Below are 16,754 nucleotides of genomic sequence, written 5' to 3'. Positions count from 1 at the left end.
CGCTGATTTCATCCGTTGTATAGCGCAGCTTCCCAAACGCCAAAGCTCTTCCGCGCCCTTCCCTGAAAGGCCATCCACAAAGTGCCCCTGCGCGGACTTCGAGAGGCCCTAGCGTGTGGCTTTCTCCCGCGCCCCAGACCAGCATATCGCCTTCTCCAGACAACAAACGCAGCTTCAGCGGTTGTGTCGGCGCTCTACCGTACGTGCCTCTGTCGGCGGAAAGTGATACTCCGAACCCGCATTCACACCGCGGCGCGCTCCCCCACCTTCTAAAAAATCCCACTGAATTTGGCGTCGCTATATGAGCTAGGACCGCGTTGACTTGCCCTCGCAAAACAGTGCCGCTGGCGAGCCAATGCATCCCCTGCGCCGCGGGACGCCGCAAATGCCATAACGGCGGCGGTCCTCCTGTTTGTGAACCAAATTCGGCACGTTTTCGTTCGCGGGTTTCAAAGCTCGGCGGGACGTGCATGGATTTCAGCCGTTACGAAATGCTTAACGAAGCCGTTATTTCCTCCCGGACGCTCCCCATGATTGCGTCCAACAAACAAGGTACAAAAGCCGAAGTGATTCCTGTCAGCCCCTCTGAAGGACAAGGACACACCCGACTCACCTACAAAGAATTTGAGGAGCACATCCGTAAGCTCCTTGTTTCCGCGACGTGGTCCGGCCAGCGTATCGCGAATATCGTATCCGCATTGCATGGCTGGATGCGCTCCTCCAAACGGGACGCAGGCGACATGATTGGTGAGGAGCTGGGAAGGGGCTTTGCCCAAAGCTTCCGCCGCTACGAAGATGAAATCGCGTTGACGCTCGCAACACGGACCCAGAAAGACCGCCAGGAACAAATTCAGAAACTAAAGCAGCTGTACGACGCGCTGTCTATAAATGACCTCCTGCCGCCAGTGTTCGGCGATGCGCTGTCTTACGCCATAGACCGAAGCGGTGAAACACTCGCGCAGATTGGCCGTCTATCGGGAATTCTCCCGCAGGTGCTGGGCCAGTGGTGTCATGGAAAGGGTACGCCTCAGCACGAGACCAGCTATGCCAGGATTGCCGGTCTGGAGTCCGCGCTTGGGCTGCCGGCGGACTGTCTGGCGAATCGATTACCGCCTCGGCGGCGAGCACGTTACGAACGCCGAAAAAGTGAAATCTCGGAGTCGCCGACCAAGGCCAAACGTTCCACAAAAAACACCTGCCCAATGCTGCGCCCAACCGCACGCCTGATGTGTCAGTGGGACGAGCTAGTTCGCTTCAAAACGGACATGTCTCGGGAAGGTGTAACTGCCCGCAATAGTTGGCGTTTGAAGTCAGTGGAAAGCTCCGGCTTTCGCATAGGGTGGGCGCATATGTGCGACGGAGCTGTGTGCGCTACAGCCGGGATACATTGGGCCATATTTGCGCCGTTCCTTGGTTTCATCACGACGCATTCGGTTCGTGGAAGTACTGTGCCTATTGAACATGCGGACACTCTTGCGTGGCTAACATCGACCGCGCACATCAAGTCCTATGTTCAATTTCTGCGTGCGCGGGCTGGCAATGTCACGCACCATGGAGTCGTAACACTGTTGAATAACGCGCGGTCGCACTTGCGTCCTGACACAGGGTTTCTGTGGCTTCACCCCGAGTTTGTCGACGACCTGTGTGCCGCCGGCAATGCGCGTGCACGTATCATTGCGACTCAATTGAATCGTGAGACTGCATGGCGCTCGTATTGCGAAGAAGCTCATCGTGAGTTGCTCAACCTGGAAAAGTCTGTCACGGTCTCGTCCGTGCGCTGCACGCGTAGCCCTGGACGACGCGTCGAAACCATATTGGGAGACGTGTTTCCCCTCAAGCGCTTGGTAAAACTCGTGCGCGACCTCGAAGCAGACGAGCCGCCCCAAGCCCACGAACGAGACTACGCCGCATGGATTCGCGATGTCCTTTTTTGCAAGATGCTTATTAGCAATCCGCTACGCGTCGCTCAATTCAGCATCATGCGCTTCCGTGGCAGTCGTCCGAATTTGTATCAGACAACGGATGGTACTTGGCGGATTCACTTCGACCCGAGCGACTTCAAAAACCAAAAGGGTGCGGCCTTCGAGGAATACGACTCGGCGGTAGAGCCGACCGTTTCGCCATGGATTCGGCGCTATTTGTCAGAGGCACGTCCAAAGCTTCTCGGCGCGGAAACTGACTATCTGCTCTTGCCCGGAGTTGAAGGGCCGAACCGGGGAGCAGGCTACGCAGCGCTGGACATTGAGCCGGCCGGAAACTGGATTGCCGACAGTATGGCCACGCGCATAAATGTAGTGACTGCCCGTTATATGCCAGAGGGAAATGGTTTCCGGCCGCATGCGTTCAGGCACATTATCGCCACCGACCACCTGAAGCGCCATCCGCAGGACTACCTAACGGTGGCTCAACTGCTGCACGACAAGCTCGCGACCGTGATTAAGGCGTATGCGCACCTGAAAGTGGACGACGGGTTGCGCACGCTGCATGCTGGCGTCGCCCAAGCCACGCGAGAACTCGACGAGGCGCGCAGATAGGGGACGGTAACCGTCCAAGACGCGCGCCACTTCACACGGTCTCAGATTCCGCGGACTCCATAGGTCCGTCACACCTTGAAGCGCGCGTGTCCATGGCAGCACACTCACGGACGACGTCCCCACACGTCACCGACGTTCCTCCCCCGTCACCCGCAGGCCTCAACTCCTTTCCGTGGCAAAATGCATCTGCTTACGCCACAAGCTACGAGAGGCTTGCAAAGCCTCCGGAAATCGAAAGCAACAATAAGCGAAGGAGAAAATCCGTCTTGAAGCCTAAAGTCTTTATCGGTTCCTCGGTTGAGGGCCTTGATTTCGCTCAAGGAATTGCCGCTGGTCTGGACTACGCCGCGCATCCGGTCCCTTGGACGGCGACTTTTCCTGCCAGCGGAATGACAATTGATTCGCTGCTCGAAGAGTTCGCAAAAAAGGATTTCGCGGTATTCGTGTTTTCACCGGACGACGTTGCCAACATTAGAGAGACGGAGTACGCGGTAGCGCGCGACAACGTTCTGTTCGAAGCCGGTTTGTTCATGGGCATGCATGGGCGGAACCGCGTGTTTATCGTTACCCCGCGCGGCACGGAGAAGCCCTTCCACATCGCTAGTGACCTTCTTGGCTTTACGCCCATCCCTTACGACCACGACTGGGCAAAAGAGGAGAGCATTGCAGCAGGGACTAACCCGGCGTTTCTCATCAAGTCGGCCATCCAGAAGAGTGATTGGTTCGCCCAGCGACTCGATATAACTGGCAAGAAGGTATTCTTCCAGGATACATCAGATACGGGTGCGAATATCACGTACAAAACGAAGCTGTTCTTTAACGTTTCCAACAATACGAACTGGCCGGTGGTCGTCGAGTCGCTCGAATTTGACTTTGGTGAGCATGCGCCGTGCAAACTTGCCAACATCTATGACAAGCGCGGTGCTAGCGTTCACAAGCCGGAGTTCCACACAGGTGTAAAACACGACAGAACGCGGGACGACTACAAATCTGTCTGTCACCTCTATCCCGGTGAGTCCGTGAATGCGTGGGTTGCATACGAGCCCGATACCGACCCCGTCACGCACGCAGCTCAGCTCAATGCACTTGCGACGAGCAACAAGCTCGCGACGTGGACCTATTCATGCGCGTGGGACGGAGGTCGGCCCCGCAAATACCGCGAGAAGATGTAAATAAAGTCCGACGCCGATTCAGAAGTCGCACCAAATCAGCAGCGGCCCACTACCGTCTTGGGCTCGCTGCTGAGTCGTGGAGCGTCAACCGCCGCGTCACAATTATGGCCGCGCTTCCAAGTAGGCTTTTGCCTTCTCAGCATGGGCAGACAGCACCCATCGAGGCGGGCTGCGCTGGATGGAAATCTTCCCATTAAAGTCACCGAAAATGTCCTGAGCCTCTTGAGATAGCACCTTAATAGGCTGGCCAGCGCTGTTCGTCGACATTGCGCTAATGCAGACAGCTTTCGTCAGTAGCCGGCTCCCCTGACCTCCCTGTACCAACACCAGACGGTCTTTCTGCTTCTTGAACAGCTCATCATGCATGACGTGAAAGTTGCGACCGCAACGTCGACGAACATCGTCTTCAGGCAGGTCAGTGGCAAACCCCGCCCACTCCACGACGAAGTAACCGACGATGTAGAGCGCTGGTGCGCGCTCATGGTCCCAGCCTGATAGGCCGGCATAGAACACCAACAAATCCCCCTTCTGGAGTCGACGAAGTCCGGCCTTGGGAGGAGTCGGGTCGCCGTATGTGAAGGACGCGAACTCCGGGTCAACATGCATAGCCTGGCCTTCGACCCTATTCCACCGGCTCGCCGGAAAGTAGGCTGAATAGGGTAACCCCTTGACTCCCAGTGTGTTTCCGTAGGTTTGCAACCCAAGGCCGGAACTATCAGGGATGGGGATGAGTTCGAAGGAGCCATCGTCGAATAGAGGACCCTGGATGCCGCCTGAGCCAGAATCCACGCCGACACGCAGCAAAACGACATTCATTTCTGCACCGCCTCCAGGTCATCCAGGATAGAAGTCAGAGTCCATTTTCGATACGGTCGCGTTGGACCTGGACGGCGCCGACGCACTAACGGTTGGGTCCACACGAAGCTGAAGTTCCGGTCACCCGCCAGCATTACGCTTTGCCCGCCGCCGGCACCAACGTAGTTGACGTCGTCTTCCCATCCAGCGTCTTCGGCCGTACTTCGATGGGAATGACCCACCATGGGCGGCAAATATGCTGCAGGCAAAAATCTGTCGTCCCCGGCGACTACTTCAGAAGCCGGAATCATCAGGTCTCCAAGGGGATGTCGAGTCGAATCTTTGGCATCAACCACCTCGGACCTACCTGACTGGCGTAACGCCTGGACCAATTCCGCCTGCGAGGCGTGGGCTTCGCCTACTCGCATGAAATAGACGAGCGATTGCTGTTTGCCGAATGCTTGGTCCCAACTGGTCAGGCCAGCCACCCAGACACCCCGCTGCCATTGCTCTGGGGTCAGCGTCGCACGCATACTGTGCTTGCAAGTACAGAGCGTGATAAGCCCACCTTGGAAATTTGGTGCACTGCCTGTTTGCACATACTCGCCGTTGGCTGGGCGAACGGAGCGCACAACATACGCGTAAACATCCTCATCCGATGCGCCGACTTGTGCAATTCGCCTGCGCAACTCTTCGATGGACAGGTCCGTGGCAACTGACGCGACATTATCCATTACCATCCCGTTAGACCGGTTTGGCCCGCAAGTTGCCTTTAGCGGTGCGGTTGATAGTCCGGGGGTACTGCGAAGCGTGTAACAGGCACTGTTTGCCATAAGGAAACCTCGGGTACCAAGCTGTGAACGCAAACTCTCTATGCCCGATTCTCTGCTGGCTTCATGAGAACGGCAATTTATCGCCTGCTTCTTAGCAGACCATCGACAGGTGGTCGCCGACAAGAAAAAGGCCGGCATTGCCGGCCTAGTGGCGATACGCAATTTCTACTGCATGCGCGAGTCGTTATTAGCGGACGCAATCATCCGCTCAATCACCCGTTATTCCGGATGTTCTCGATGTACGACTCAGCGTCTTCGACCGGATAGTCGGGCACCGACTCGCCGTCGTGCTTCTCGCACTCACCGGCTTCGTTGAGGTCCTCGCTGCAGTAGGCCACGCTCTCGCGACAACACCAGCAGAACCCAAACCGGCTGTCCTTATGGGCGCAGTGCACATGGATGAATTCGATGCCCTGTCCACCCTCGGAGACAAGAACCACGAGCGGGTTGGCTGCCGTATCGGAGGTCCCGTTGCAGGATATGCAGACCTTTTCATCCGGCTGACCGCAAGTTGCGTCATGCATGGTCACCCTCCTTCATCGCGCCTTCGTCCGGCAATGCGAGGGCTTTCATGCGTTCGAGCTTGGCTTCGTCGACCGGCTCGTCGTCGCCGGCCGCCAGCCAGTCCGCCACGCGCCGCGCCATGCGCTCGGGCACCGGATTCAGGTCGTGAAACAGCTCACCGTACGATGCACGAGTTTTCTCGCCCTCGTCAGGCAGGCTGGCCAGGCGAGCAAGGAACTCCGGCTTGAGCTCATCGCTGCGGATAGCGAGCAGCTCCAAGTCGATGAGCTGCTCGAAATGCGCGAGGGTACCGGCGGGGAACTGGTTGCCATCTTTGACAAGCGGCGCCCCCTTGCCTTTGTCGGCGCGGAAATGACGGACCGCACCGGCCTCGCTCATCACAGCACGACCGCGCGCTTCGTCGCGGCAGTGTTCGCCATGGCGGAGCACAAAGCCAAGCAGGTACTTTGCCTGAATCGCGCCATAGCCGCAGCCCTCGTTGAGTGCCTCCAGGCACTCAGGAGCTTCGAAGATGTGCAGCCGGTGCTCCCGGATGGACAGCAAGAGCTGCGCGCACCGAATGCTACCGCACCGGGCGCCCAGCAGGAGGACGCGCACCGCCGCGCCCGCGTCACCTGCTTTGAAGAGGGTTTTCGACAGGCACAGCAGGCTTTCGGGATGGCCCAGATTGTGGGCTTCGATGAAGAAGTCCACGCACTCGGGATTGCCCTCGGCATCAAGCAGCACGCCCAAGTCCAGGTTTGCCTGCACGTGACCTTGATGTGCGCACACGCGCAGTTCGTCGACCTGATATGCGCGGTCGCTCGAAGCATGGGCATGCTCATAGCGCTGCCGCAGAGACTCTTTTCGCTGCTGGATAACCGCCTGGAGCGGCTTGTGGAATTCACGCTGCGAACCTTGGTTCTGCAGTTCGACCTCCTTCAGGGACGCGGGACCGGTCTGCGACTTGAACACAGTCCGCACCGAGGCCTTGAAGTCGGCAACCGCGCGGTTCTCCGACAGAAGCAGCCGGTCGCCCACAATGTCGATTGAATGATACGGCGCCGGCGAGCCGGATTCGTCGCCATAGTTTTCGAACAGGAGTTGAAACTCGCGGCCGTTTGCGTGAACGGCCAAAGATTTGGCTTGCGCCATGTGACACCTCATCAATAACGAATGAACGAAGCCGCATCGCGGTAGTACGCGACGAGCCTTCGGGTTTTGATGAGGCGATTTGATTACGCGGCAACGCCGCGAACAGGTGCCGATTCCTGCTCCCTAGTGTTGAATGCTGCCACAAGGGGGGACATTCGGCAAGGCTGAGGTGGGCTTGCGGGTTTGAGCGTCAGGCCAGCAAGCCAAGACCCCCCGACTTACGATGCACTGGCGACCAACGAAACCGCTACGCGTGAGTTGGGCGATGCTGTCGCGGGCAGAATCGCTTTCAGCACGTTGCGCTGGGGCAGGAACGGCGAACCAGAAGGCAGCAGAAATCGGGCTGAAATGCCGCCATGATTATTGCCGAGACTGAGAAATCGACTATCACCTCAACACTGCGGCCGTTGTTCAGGTAGCTTTGATGCAGGTAGGTGCCGTCATGCGAGCTATCGGAGCGCACCCATCAATCAAATGTCAGTGGATGCCTCCCAAAATCGCAGGTTATGGTTCGCGCTACAACCTGCGGCGCTGAAGCAGCTTGAGCATTACGCGCTCCAAACGGTGAGTCGTGAATGCCTCGTCGGTTCACCGTCACCCAATTTCGTCAGGAAAATTCATAAAGCCGCGCCGCGTTATCTCTTACGAACTCACGGGCCGAATCATGAAAACCTGGCGGCAGTACCTTAAAGCTTCCCTTTGGCAGCGCAAGCTCGAACCAATCGTCATCGGGCATCAGATACTGCAGGACCAGGGCTCCGTCTCCGCGAGTTCCGGCCCTCGCCCTTGAGTCCATCGCAAGCATCGCTTGCTTCACGGCAGCAGGACCTTCGGAGGATTTTCGCGCGTGTCGGCGCCAGCGGTTGTGCTGGTACCCGACTACGGCTTCGTCGTACTCGAAAAACCTGCGAGACACTATCTGAACGCGCCTAGGGTCGACGGCCCATTCAACAGCCTGTGTGCCTGAGCGAAATGCATCCCGTTCAGGAAGACCGCGCAAAAGACGCTCCACGTGCGTGCGCAATAGCGGTTCGAGTGCCGAATCCACGCTGAGGCACGGTGAAAGTTCTCCGTTGTGCTCCGCAATCGGCGCGAGCAGCCAGGGAAGCAACTTGTCGAGCACGCTATTTACACGATTTGTGGTGACCAGTACATCGTCGAGCACTCCCGCCCCAGAGAACGCAACAAGAAACTCTGCACCTGATGCATCCCATCTGGTTAACTCAGCATCGATTTCGTCTAGCGAAGAAAGGACCGATTCCAGCGGGTGTGGTCCGAACGCCGACAGACCGCGCCGCTTTTTCCTGCTGTCTCGTTCAATCTCTAATCGCCGAATATCCAATCGACGCCGAATTTCTGTTACATCCCAGTGACGGTCGACAATTGCCAGCCGGCATTCGGAACGGCGGGCAAACCGTCGCCCCGCAACTGCCGACACCGCGGCCGGGTCGGGGCTCGTCGTCGTGCGAACCAGCGCGTCGACTTGCTCGTCTGCTGGCGGCTCTGGCCAGTTCACGCTGCCGGCAACTCCATGGCGCGACTCACGGGTGAGACCCCAGGTGGGCAGGTAAGTGGCCGCGTCCCCTTCTGAAATATTCAGACGCCGCGCCAAGACCACAGTCTGATTTCGATGACGTTCCGCTAACTCAGACGCCGTAATCTGACTGTCGAGCGGGCTGGCAGGAATACCGCTCTGCACTGCGCGCTCGAGCGTGTGCCAATCGTCGAAACCAAGTGCCTCGGATGTGACCTGCTGAGCAGATGAAAGTGTCAGACGAGGAAATGCCCGACGGAGCTGCTTGGCCTTACGCTTGGCGTGGGCGATATTCGAAGGAATGAAGACGGGTGCAAACTGGACGGCTGCTGACATGGCTCGCTCCTGCGCGTAAGCGCAACGAAAGGCTTGTGCCGGCTCCAAGCCTCACAAGGGAACAAACCAAGTGAAGTGTGACAATACGCGAAGCTTCTTCTCCAAGAGTTGTGCTACCGGCGCACACGACCAGAAGCGGGGGCCGCGCATAATTAGAGCACGTGCGTCGGCACGTTCGCAAGCATCGTGCGAGCAGCGTCCTGCTTAGACGAGTTGAAGTACACCGGGCGACCCTCGCACGGATGGCCAGTGAATCGCCCCTCTTGCATGGCGTCGTTGTGCGCTGCTCTCCGTGCTTGCACTGCTACCCCAGCCTGCTATCCTGAAATCGTGTAGCAGCCGCAAAGCGAGGCGGAGCAAGGCTCTGACGACAATCGTCGCGAATCCCTGATTCGCCACCAGCTTCAAAAAAAGCCGCTGTTTCTCACGAAACAGCGGCTTTTTCATTTCCGGCTCAGTTCTAAAATCAGCCCGGAAAATTCAAAGACCGCGCGACCGATCCAGCCACTCACTTATCGACGATTCTCGTCAAATTCCCCCGCACCTTCTGCAGCAACGAAATAAGCTGCTTCGTCTCCTCCTCGCTAAGTCCGCTCAGCCCTTCGGCCGCGACCTGATCGCCGACCCGCTTGGCCTCATCGAGCGTCCGTTCCGCCTTCTCCGTAATCCTGATCTGCTTCTCGCGCCGGTCGCGCGGATTGCCCAACCGCTCGATCCAGCCGCCCTCCTCCATCCGGTCTAACAACCGGCCAGCCGAAATCGGCGCGACTTCCAGCAGGTCCGCGAGCCGCGCCTGGTTGATATCGCCGTAAAAGGACAGATACGCGAGCGCCCGACACTGCGCGCGTGTCAGATCGATCGACAGCCGCGCGAGGTCATCGAACCGCTTGCCGACCAGCCGGCCGACATCCGAAATGAGAAAGCCGAAGCGCTCGTCAAAATGAGTTTTCATCGTGCGATTATACGAAGCGGCGCGTCGTGCCAATTTCCCCAGAGCACGCACTACACCCAAAACCCGCAGCGTACAACGACTCCGGGAAACTCAGCGTATGCATAAGAATCTTCGACCTATACAATAAGCATGCTTACTATTCTTAAGACTCCGCCTCATGGCCTCCGATTCGCCGGCAGCAAAACCCGCCGTCGAGCTGAACCGTCCGATGATCACGATCGCGATCATGCTCGCGACGCTGATGCAGACACTCGACAGCACCATCGCCAACGTCGCGCTTCCGCATATGCAGGGCACGCTGTCGGCATCGCAGGATGAAATCACCTGGGTGCTCACGTCGTACATCGTGGCCGCCGCGATCGCAACGCCCCTGACCGGCTGGCTGTCCGACCGGCTAAGCGTCAAGCGTCTGCTGATGTTCGCAGTAGGCGGTTTCACAATCGCATCGGCGTTGTGCGGGTTGTCCGAAACGCTGACGCAGATCGTCGCGTCACGGCTGTTGCAGGGCATCTTCGGCGCGTCGCTCGTGCCGCTGTCGCAGTCGATCCTGCTCGACATCAATCCGCGCGACAAGCAGGGCCAGGCGATGGCCGTGTGGGGCATGGGCGTGATGGCGGCCCGATTCTCGGCCCGACGCTCGGCGGCTGGCTCACCGACAGCTACAACTGGCGCTGGGTGTTCTTCATCAACGTGCCGGTCGGCGCGTTCGCGCTATTCGGCATATTGACGTTCCTTCCGTCGCGCGAACCGAAACATGACGCCAAATTCGACGCGTTCGGCTTCGCAACGCTCGGCCTGGCGATCGGCGCGTTGCAGGCGATGCTCGACCGCGGCGAACAGCTCGACTGGTTCGGCTCGCATGAGATCGTGATCGAAGCACTGATCGCGTCGATCAGTTTCGCGTTCTTCATCGCGCATACGGCGACCGTCGGCAAGTCGTCGTTCTTCAAGTACGAGTTGCTGAAAGACCGCAACTTCGCGACGGGCACGTTTTTCATCTTCATCATCGGCGCGGTGATGTACGCGACGCGCGCGCTGCTTCCGCCAATGCTGCAGAACCTGATGAATTACCCCGTCGCGACAACGGGTCTCGTGACGGCGCCGAGCGGCGCGGGCACGATGATCGCGATGCTGTTCGCGGGACGCCTGCTCAAACATATCGACGCGCGCCTGATGCTGCTCGCGGGCTTCGTCGTATCGGCGTTTGCGCTGTGGCAGATGATGCAATACACGATCGTGCTGTCGGAGTCGGATATCGTGTGGCCCGGCGTGATCCAGGGCTTCGGCCTCGGTCTGGTGTTCGTGCCGCTGAGCGCGCTGACGTTCTCGACGCTCACGCCCGCGTTGCGCGCCGACGGCACCGCCACGTATAGCCTGATGCGCAATATCGGCAGCAGTATCGGCATTTCGATCGTGCAGACGCTGCTCACGCGCAACACGCAGGTCTCGCACTCGGATCTCGCGGCGAACGTGACGGCGTTCAATCCCGTGGTTGCGCCGATCCTCGCGACGGGTTCGCGGATGGACATGGCCGTGCTCGATGTGTCGATCACGCAGCAGGCCGCGATGATCGCGTATCTGAACGACTTCAAGCTGATGTTCGTCGCGACGCTGGCCGTGATTCCGCTTGTGCTGTTGATACGCCCGTCGCGCAAGGCGCCCGACGAATCGGTCGCGCATGCGGCGATGGATTGAGCCGCACGCTTTCAGCCCTCCGTCAGCCTTCGATCCGCCCGCGCGTCACGCCGAGCAACGAAGCCATCGCGTGACGCGCGCGCGGTGCATCGCGATCGCGGATCGCTTCGAACACGGCCGTATGCTCGGCCAGCGACGCGTTGAACACATCGGCGCGCTTCGCGTTCAGCCGCAGTTGCGCTTCCAGCGTGCGTTCGATCAGCGTGCCGAGCGGGATCAGCAGTTCGTTGCTGCACGCGGCAAGCACGCTCAGATGGAATTGCAGATCGGCGCGCACCCATTCGTCGACATTGCGCGCCGCGACCATCGCCGAATGTGCGGCGTCGAGCGCGCCGAAGGTCGCGTCACTATGCGATGCGGCGGCAAGCGCAGCCGCGTACGGCTCGATCATCTCGCGCATTTCCTGCAGCTTGAGCGCGAAATCCATCGCGGGTGCCACGCGCGAATACCAGTCGAGCACATCCGCATCCAGCAGATTCCACGCGGGCTTCGGACGCACGCGCGTTCCCACGCGCGGCCGCGATTCGATCAGCCCCTTCGATGTCAACGTGCGCAACGCTTCGCGCAGCACCGTGCGGCTGACGCCGAACGTCTCCATCAACTCCGCTTCACGCGGGAGGATCGACTCGGGCGCGTAGTCGCCGCGCAGAATGGCTGTGCCGAGCAGATACGCAACGCGGCCATGCAGATCTCGCTGAATGTCGGTTCTCCTGATGCTGATTGTGGGTTGATCTTGTGCCCTGCACCGCGCGTCCGGCCGACGCAGACCGCCCGCGATTATCGGTGATCGCGCCTGCGAAACCCATCGTCACCGGACAAAACCTTTCGCCAAATAATACTATTAATAGTATTTAAAGGCGATTTTGTTGTAGGATGTGGCTCCTCAACCGCCGCGCCGCCAGCGTCCGATTAGCGGGACGAACAGGCGCGCCGCGGCCATCAACTGCAATCGGCTTTGCAAGCAAAGGAGACGCTCCCGCCATGAAGATCACCAAAATCGAGACATTCATCGTTCCGCCGCGCTGGTGCTTCGTGAAGATCGAGACCGACGAGGGCATCGTCGGCTGGGGCGAGCCGGTTGTCGAAGGCCGCGCACATACCGTCGCAGCCGCCGTCGATGAACTCTCCGACTATCTGCTCGGCAAAGACCCGCGCAATATCGAAGATCACTGGCAAGTCATGTACCGCGCCGGCTTCTATCGCGGCGGCCCGATCTCGATGAGCGCGATCGCGGGTGTCGATCAGGCGCTGTGGGACATCAAGGGCAAATTCCACGGCGTGCCCGTGCACACGCTGCTCGGCGGCCAGGTGCGTGACCGCATCAAGGTGTATTCGTGGATCGGCGGCGACCGTCCGAGTGACGTCGCGAACAATGCGCGCGCCGTCGTCGAGCGCGGCTTCAAGGCCGTGAAGATGAACGGCTCCGAAGAGTTGCAGATAATCGACACTTTCGACAAGGTGCAAGGCGTCATCAACAACGTCGCGGCTGTGCGTGAAGCGGTCGGCCCGAACGTCGGCATCGGCGTGGACTTCCACGGCCGCGTCCACAAGCCGATGGCGAAGGTGCTCGCGAAGGAACTCGATCCGTTCAAGCTGATGTTCATCGAAGAGCCTGTGCTGTCGGAGAACGTCGAGGCACTGCGCGACATCGTCAACCAGACGAGCACGCCGATCGCGCTCGGCGAGCGTCTGTACTCGCGCTGGGACTTCAAGCACATTCTCGCGGGCGGTTACGTCGACATCATCCAGCCGGACGCGTCGCACGCGGGCGGCATTACGGAGTGCCGCAAGATCGCGTCGATGGCGGAAGCCTACGACGTCGCGCTGGCGTTGCACTGCCCGCTCGGTCCGATCGCGCTCGCCACGTGCCTGCAGATCGACGCCGTCAGCTACAACGCGTTCATCCAGGAACAGAGCCTCGGCATTCACTACAACCAGGGCAACGACCTGCTCGACTACATCAAGAACCCGGAAGTCTTCAAGTACGAAGACGGCTTCGTGTCGATCCCGCAAGGCCCGGGTCTCGGTATCGAAGTGAACGAGGAGAAGGTGCGCGAAATGGCGAAGGTCGGCCATCGCTGGCGCAACCCGGTGTGGCGTCACGAGGACGGCAGCGTCGCCGAGTGGTAAGCAACCCGACGCGATATCGCGAATGAAACACAAACGCCGCCTTCGGGCGGCGTTTGTCATCTGACAACCCGTAGTCTGCTCGAAGACGTTACGGCAGCATGCCGCGCGTGCGGCGTATCAGTAACGTTACACAGTTGACGCGCGACGCCTTTCGGCGCTCCGCGCGGCGTTCGCGCTCAACGCGAACACCCTTTCTGGACAAGCGTTTCACCCCGATGCGCCGGTGCTTCAAAACGCCTGGCCCACTCCTTGCTGAATGGTACGCAAACAACCATTCGAACAGGGGGCTGTCATGGGCGAATTCCTTCCCGACTATCTGATCCGCGAACAGGCCGCCATCGGCGCGCTGGTGGCATTCGGCGTGCTGCGCGTAATCGGCGCGGTGCTCGTGTTTCAGCGCGGCTGGCGCATCTCGACGGTCGAGCAGTGTTTCATCGCTGCAGCATTTATCTATTGACTGCCGCAGTTGCTGGATCTGCTCACGCACATGACGAGTTCGCACGTGGCGGCAGCAGAACTCGAAGGCAAGGTGGCAGGCTGCGCGATCGGTCTGTTCTTCGCGCCCGTCGTCGGCCACAAGCTCGGTTACGAATGACCGCTTGCAGCCGGCGACCGGCGCGACCCGCGTCGTAGCCGCTCAGCCGAGCGCCGCGAACCCCGGCACGCTATGCGACAGAACAGCGGCCGCCGCGAAGATGCCGAGCATCGCGAGCGCTTCGAGGTACAGCAGGTTGGCGAACGTATGTGCGTCCATCGTCGACGCCGTGCGACGCAAGCGCGGCAACGCCGAAAAGCGGTTCAACCCGCCTAGCACCAGCGCCAGCGCAACCAGCGCGAGCTTGAGCGTCAGCACGTGGCCCCAGGTACTCGTTTCGATGGCGAGAAACGAATTGCCCGAGCCGCGCGCCGCGTTGAACACGCCTGAGAGCAGCACGAACACGACGGCAACGAGTGACACATTCGACAACTGCGTCGCCGTGCGGATCAGCACGCCGCGTGCGATCGACGTGCCGAGCGCAGGCAGCACCGAGAATCCGGCCGCGAGCACGAGGCCGCCCCACACGGACGTCGTGAGCACGTGCAGCGTGTGCATGCCGATGGCCGCCGACGCCACACCCGCATCCGCCGCGTGCCCCAAGGTCGCCTTACCGCCCGCAATCGCGATGACGGCGAGCCACAGCAGCGCATTGCGCAACACATTGGTCTGCCGTGCAAACGACACGAGCAGCAGCACCAGCGCGCCCGCAAACGCGACACTCCAGCCGAAACCGACGTGCGTTTGCGACAGCATCGTCGGCACGACGCCGAACGCTTCCGGCAAGCGCACCCCCGCCATCTCGGCCGCCTGATAGAGCAGCCAGCCGAGATCGGCCAGCACGAGCACGATCGCGGACGCCTGCATCGACCGCTGCGCCCGCAACCATGCCGGGCGCGCGGGCGCGATCTTCGCCTGCGCATCGTTGACGAGCCACGCGCTGAGCAATGCCGAACCGACGGCAAACGCAAACGCGACGTTCATGAGCGCGGCCATCGCGACCTGCCCGATCCACAATCCGTCGACTCTCATTTGACGCTGAAGGCGTAACTGCCCTTCGTCCGATGTCCGTCTTCGGCGACAGCCGTCCATTGCACCGTGTAGCGCCCCGGCGCGAGCGGCTGCAGCGCGAGATGCATGGTCTTCGTGTCCTGCGGATCGACCTGCGAGGCTGCCGATGCAGCCGGTTTGCCGTCGGCATCGACGAGTGCGAGTTTGCTGAACGCCGGTTCGAGCGGCTCGCTGAAGTGGATCGCCACGGCCGAAGGCGCGGCGACTTCAGCGTCCGGCGCGGGATCGCGCGACGTGGGCGTCGCGTGTGCAAAGGCGTTCGACGCGACGGCGAGCAACACGCCGCACGCCGCGAGCCAGCGAAGCGGCAAGCGGGAAAGCAAGGAGAAAGTCATAGGCTGGCTGTAGATGGAAAACGTGAGGACGGTCCGGATAGTACGCTTCGATGTTTTGCTGCCCTGTCAGTTCAACGACGACTGGGCCTTGCCCGAAGCAAAGCGCCTACACGAATTCGCTCAAAACAGGAACAGCGGGAGGCAACAAAGCGACAACAGCCGTCGATGCAAAATGCGCAATCTTAAATTAGTTGGAAGCGCTACCGCCAGGTCGGCACTCAAGCGGAGGCGCGCCAGGAAGGCGAAAGATGGCGGCGAATCGCGTCAACTTGTCGCATCGGGCGTGTCGCTCGGGCGCGTCAGGCATGAAGTTCGTCGCATGTGGCAAATAGTCATCATTACCCATCGATGATAGAATGCGAGGTCGCTGCGCACCGTCCGCCGCATTCATCGCGCTGCACACACCGATCCGTTCGAAGTTCGGCCAGGCCCCCGATAATGATGGAGTTACGCGTGTCTTCAAGACGCATTTTTCGACCGCTGCTCGCCCTGTTGCTGATCGGGTGTGCAGGCGTATCTGGCGCTGTACAAGCGCAAACCCAGGCTAAAGCTCCGGACACGATGGAAGCACGCGTGCAAGGCTGCACGGCGTGTCACGGTTCGAAAGGTCAGGGCACGGATAACGACTATTTTCCGCGTCTCGCCGGCAAGCCGGCCGAGTACCTGTACAACCAGTTGAAGAACTTCCGTGAAGGCCGGCGCAAGTACCCGCCGATGAACTACCTCGTCACGTATCTTTCCGACGACTACCTTCACGACATTGCAACGTACTTCTCGCAGCAGCGACCGCCGTATCCGACGCCGTCGAAACCGACGGTCGCGGATTCCGTGCTCGCGCGCGGCAAGGAAATCGTGCTGAACGGCGACGCGTCGCGGCAGATTCCCGCTTGCGCGGCGTGCCACGGCAAGTTGCTGACGGGCATGGAACCGGCTATCCCGGGTCTGGTCGGCCTTCACATGGACTACATCAGCGCGCAGCTGGGCGCATGGCGTTCGGGTTCGCGTCACGCAATCGAGCCTGACTGCATGCACACGATCGCCACGCGTCTGACGGACGCCGACGTGAACGCAGTCGCCGCGTGGCTGTCCACGCAGCAGGCGCCGCAGAACCCCGTGCCGGCACCCGCCAAATCGTTGAAGACTCCGCTTGCCTGCGGCAGCGAACCGCAATAA

13 protein-coding genes and 2 pseudogenes are annotated in these 16,754 nt (G+C 60.1%); 6 read left to right on the top strand and 9 right to left on the bottom strand.

The window, feature by feature from the left end; all coding sequences use genetic code 11:
• Positions 1-470: 470 nt before the first annotated feature.
• Positions 471-2,534, top strand: a complete 2,064-nt coding sequence (locus tag H1204_RS02300) for a hypothetical protein (RefSeq protein WP_180729647.1) — start codon at positions 471-473, stop codon at positions 2,532-2,534.
• Positions 2,535-2,800: 266 nt separating this feature from the next.
• Entirely contained in the window at positions 2,801-3,706 is a 906-nt protein-coding gene (locus tag H1204_RS02295) for a nucleotide-binding protein (RefSeq protein WP_180729646.1), read from the top strand.
• A 102-nt stretch (positions 3,707-3,808) separates the two neighbouring features.
• Here H1204_RS02295 and H1204_RS02290 read toward each other — a convergent pair whose 3' ends face one another.
• The 6 genes from H1204_RS02290 to H1204_RS02265 all read right to left on the bottom strand — a co-directional run bounded on the left by H1204_RS02290 (position 3,809) and on the right by H1204_RS02265 (position 9,815).
• Entirely contained in the window at positions 3,809-4,522 is a 714-nt protein-coding gene (locus H1204_RS02290; RefSeq protein ID WP_180729645.1) for a hypothetical protein, read from the bottom strand.
• Positions 4,519-5,235: a hypothetical protein gene (locus tag H1204_RS02285; RefSeq protein ID WP_180729644.1), complete on the bottom strand. Its 717-nt coding sequence runs from the start codon at positions 5,233-5,235 to the stop codon at positions 4,519-4,521. The genes H1204_RS02290 and H1204_RS02285 overlap by 4 nt, the downstream gene beginning before the upstream one ends.
• 311 nt (positions 5,236-5,546) lie before the next feature.
• A complete protein-coding gene (locus H1204_RS02280) occupies positions 5,547-5,858 on the bottom strand; it encodes a hypothetical protein (RefSeq protein WP_180729643.1) in 312 nt (103 codons plus the stop codon).
• Positions 5,851-6,993, bottom strand: coding sequence for a hypothetical protein (locus H1204_RS02275; protein WP_180729642.1), 1,143 nt, complete (start codon positions 6,991-6,993; stop codon positions 5,851-5,853). Before H1204_RS02275 ends, H1204_RS02280 begins: the two co-directional genes overlap by 8 nt.
• A gap of 607 nt (positions 6,994-7,600) precedes the next feature.
• Positions 7,601-8,863, bottom strand: coding sequence for a hypothetical protein (locus H1204_RS02270; RefSeq protein ID WP_180729641.1), 1,263 nt, complete (start codon positions 8,861-8,863; stop codon positions 7,601-7,603).
• Between the two features lie 508 nt (positions 8,864-9,371).
• The gene (locus tag H1204_RS02265) at positions 9,372-9,815 is read right to left on the bottom strand and encodes a MarR family transcriptional regulator (protein WP_180730844.1); all 444 of its coding nucleotides are present in this window, start codon (positions 9,813-9,815) and stop codon (positions 9,372-9,374) included.
• 157 nt (positions 9,816-9,972) lie between these two features.
• On the opposite strand from H1204_RS02265, the pseudogene H1204_RS02260 reads away from it, so the two are divergent.
• Positions 9,973-11,510: pseudogene (locus tag H1204_RS02260) on the top strand (DHA2 family efflux MFS transporter permease subunit).
• 22 nt (positions 11,511-11,532) lie between these two features.
• Here H1204_RS02260 and H1204_RS02255 read toward each other — a convergent pair.
• On the bottom strand, positions 11,533-12,225 hold the full coding sequence (locus H1204_RS02255; RefSeq protein ID WP_243468595.1) for a FadR/GntR family transcriptional regulator: 693 nt from the start codon (positions 12,223-12,225) through the stop codon (positions 11,533-11,535).
• Positions 12,226-12,491: 266 nt separating this feature from the next.
• Here H1204_RS02255 and dgoD point away from each other — a divergent pair, with 266 nt between their 5' ends.
• Positions 12,492-13,640 carry a galactonate dehydratase gene (gene dgoD / locus H1204_RS02250; protein WP_042311053.1) on the top strand — a complete coding sequence of 383 codons (1,149 nt, stop codon included), beginning with the start codon at positions 12,492-12,494 and terminating at the stop codon, positions 13,638-13,640.
• Between the two features lie 292 nt (positions 13,641-13,932).
• A pseudogene (locus H1204_RS02245) lies at positions 13,933-14,235 on the top strand (hypothetical protein).
• Between the two features lie 42 nt (positions 14,236-14,277).
• Here H1204_RS02245 and H1204_RS02240 read toward each other — a convergent pair.
• Positions 14,278-15,207 (bottom strand): CopD family protein, encoded by a 930-nt coding sequence (locus tag H1204_RS02240; RefSeq protein WP_180729640.1) that lies wholly within the window; start codon positions 15,205-15,207, stop codon positions 14,278-14,280.
• On the bottom strand, positions 15,204-15,581 hold the full coding sequence (gene copC / locus H1204_RS02235) for a copper homeostasis periplasmic binding protein CopC (protein ID WP_180729639.1): 378 nt from the start codon (positions 15,579-15,581) through the stop codon (positions 15,204-15,206). Before copC ends, H1204_RS02240 begins: the two co-directional genes overlap by 4 nt.
• Before the next feature lie 441 nt (positions 15,582-16,022).
• Here copC and H1204_RS02230 point away from each other — a divergent pair, with 441 nt between their 5' ends.
• On the top strand, positions 16,023-16,754 hold the full coding sequence (locus H1204_RS02230; protein ID WP_180730842.1) for a c-type cytochrome: 732 nt from the start codon (positions 16,023-16,025) through the stop codon (positions 16,752-16,754).

This window comes from Paraburkholderia sp. PGU19, from assembly GCF_013426915.1.
Taxonomy (GTDB): domain Bacteria; phylum Pseudomonadota; class Gammaproteobacteria; order Burkholderiales; family Burkholderiaceae; genus Paraburkholderia.
The sequence above is the reverse complement of the archived record's forward strand: the minus strand, read 5'-3'. Positions and strand labels throughout refer to the sequence as shown.

What these genes read in the sequence shown, in the direction of transcription:
- H1204_RS02300 (WP_180729647.1), top strand. Translation starts at nt 471, where the DNA reads ATGGATTTCAGCCGTTACGAAATGCTTAACGAAGCCGTTATTTCCTCC.
- H1204_RS02290 (WP_180729645.1), bottom strand. Translation starts at nt 4,522, where the DNA reads ATGAATGTCGTTTTGCTGCGTGTCGGCGTGGATTCTGGCTCAGGCGGC.
- H1204_RS02285 (WP_180729644.1), bottom strand. Translation starts at nt 5,235, where the DNA reads ATGGATAATGTCGCGTCAGTTGCCACGGACCTGTCCATCGAAGAGTTG.
- H1204_RS02280 (WP_180729643.1), bottom strand. Translation starts at nt 5,858, where the DNA reads ATGCATGACGCAACTTGCGGTCAGCCGGATGAAAAGGTCTGCATATCC.
- H1204_RS02275 (WP_180729642.1), bottom strand. Translation starts at nt 6,993, where the DNA reads ATGGCGCAAGCCAAATCTTTGGCCGTTCACGCAAACGGCCGCGAGTTT.
- H1204_RS02270 (WP_180729641.1), bottom strand. Translation starts at nt 8,863, where the DNA reads ATGTCAGCAGCCGTCCAGTTTGCACCCGTCTTCATTCCTTCGAATATC.
- H1204_RS02265 (WP_180730844.1), bottom strand. Translation starts at nt 9,815, where the DNA reads ATGAAAACTCATTTTGACGAGCGCTTCGGCTTTCTCATTTCGGATGTC.
- dgoD (WP_042311053.1), top strand. Translation starts at nt 12,492, where the DNA reads ATGAAGATCACCAAAATCGAGACATTCATCGTTCCGCCGCGCTGGTGC.
- H1204_RS02240 (WP_180729640.1), bottom strand. Translation starts at nt 15,207, where the DNA reads ATGAGAGTCGACGGATTGTGGATCGGGCAGGTCGCGATGGCCGCGCTC.
- copC (WP_180729639.1), bottom strand. Translation starts at nt 15,581, where the DNA reads ATGACTTTCTCCTTGCTTTCCCGCTTGCCGCTTCGCTGGCTCGCGGCG.
- H1204_RS02230 (WP_180730842.1), top strand. Translation starts at nt 16,023, where the DNA reads ATGGAGTTACGCGTGTCTTCAAGACGCATTTTTCGACCGCTGCTCGCC.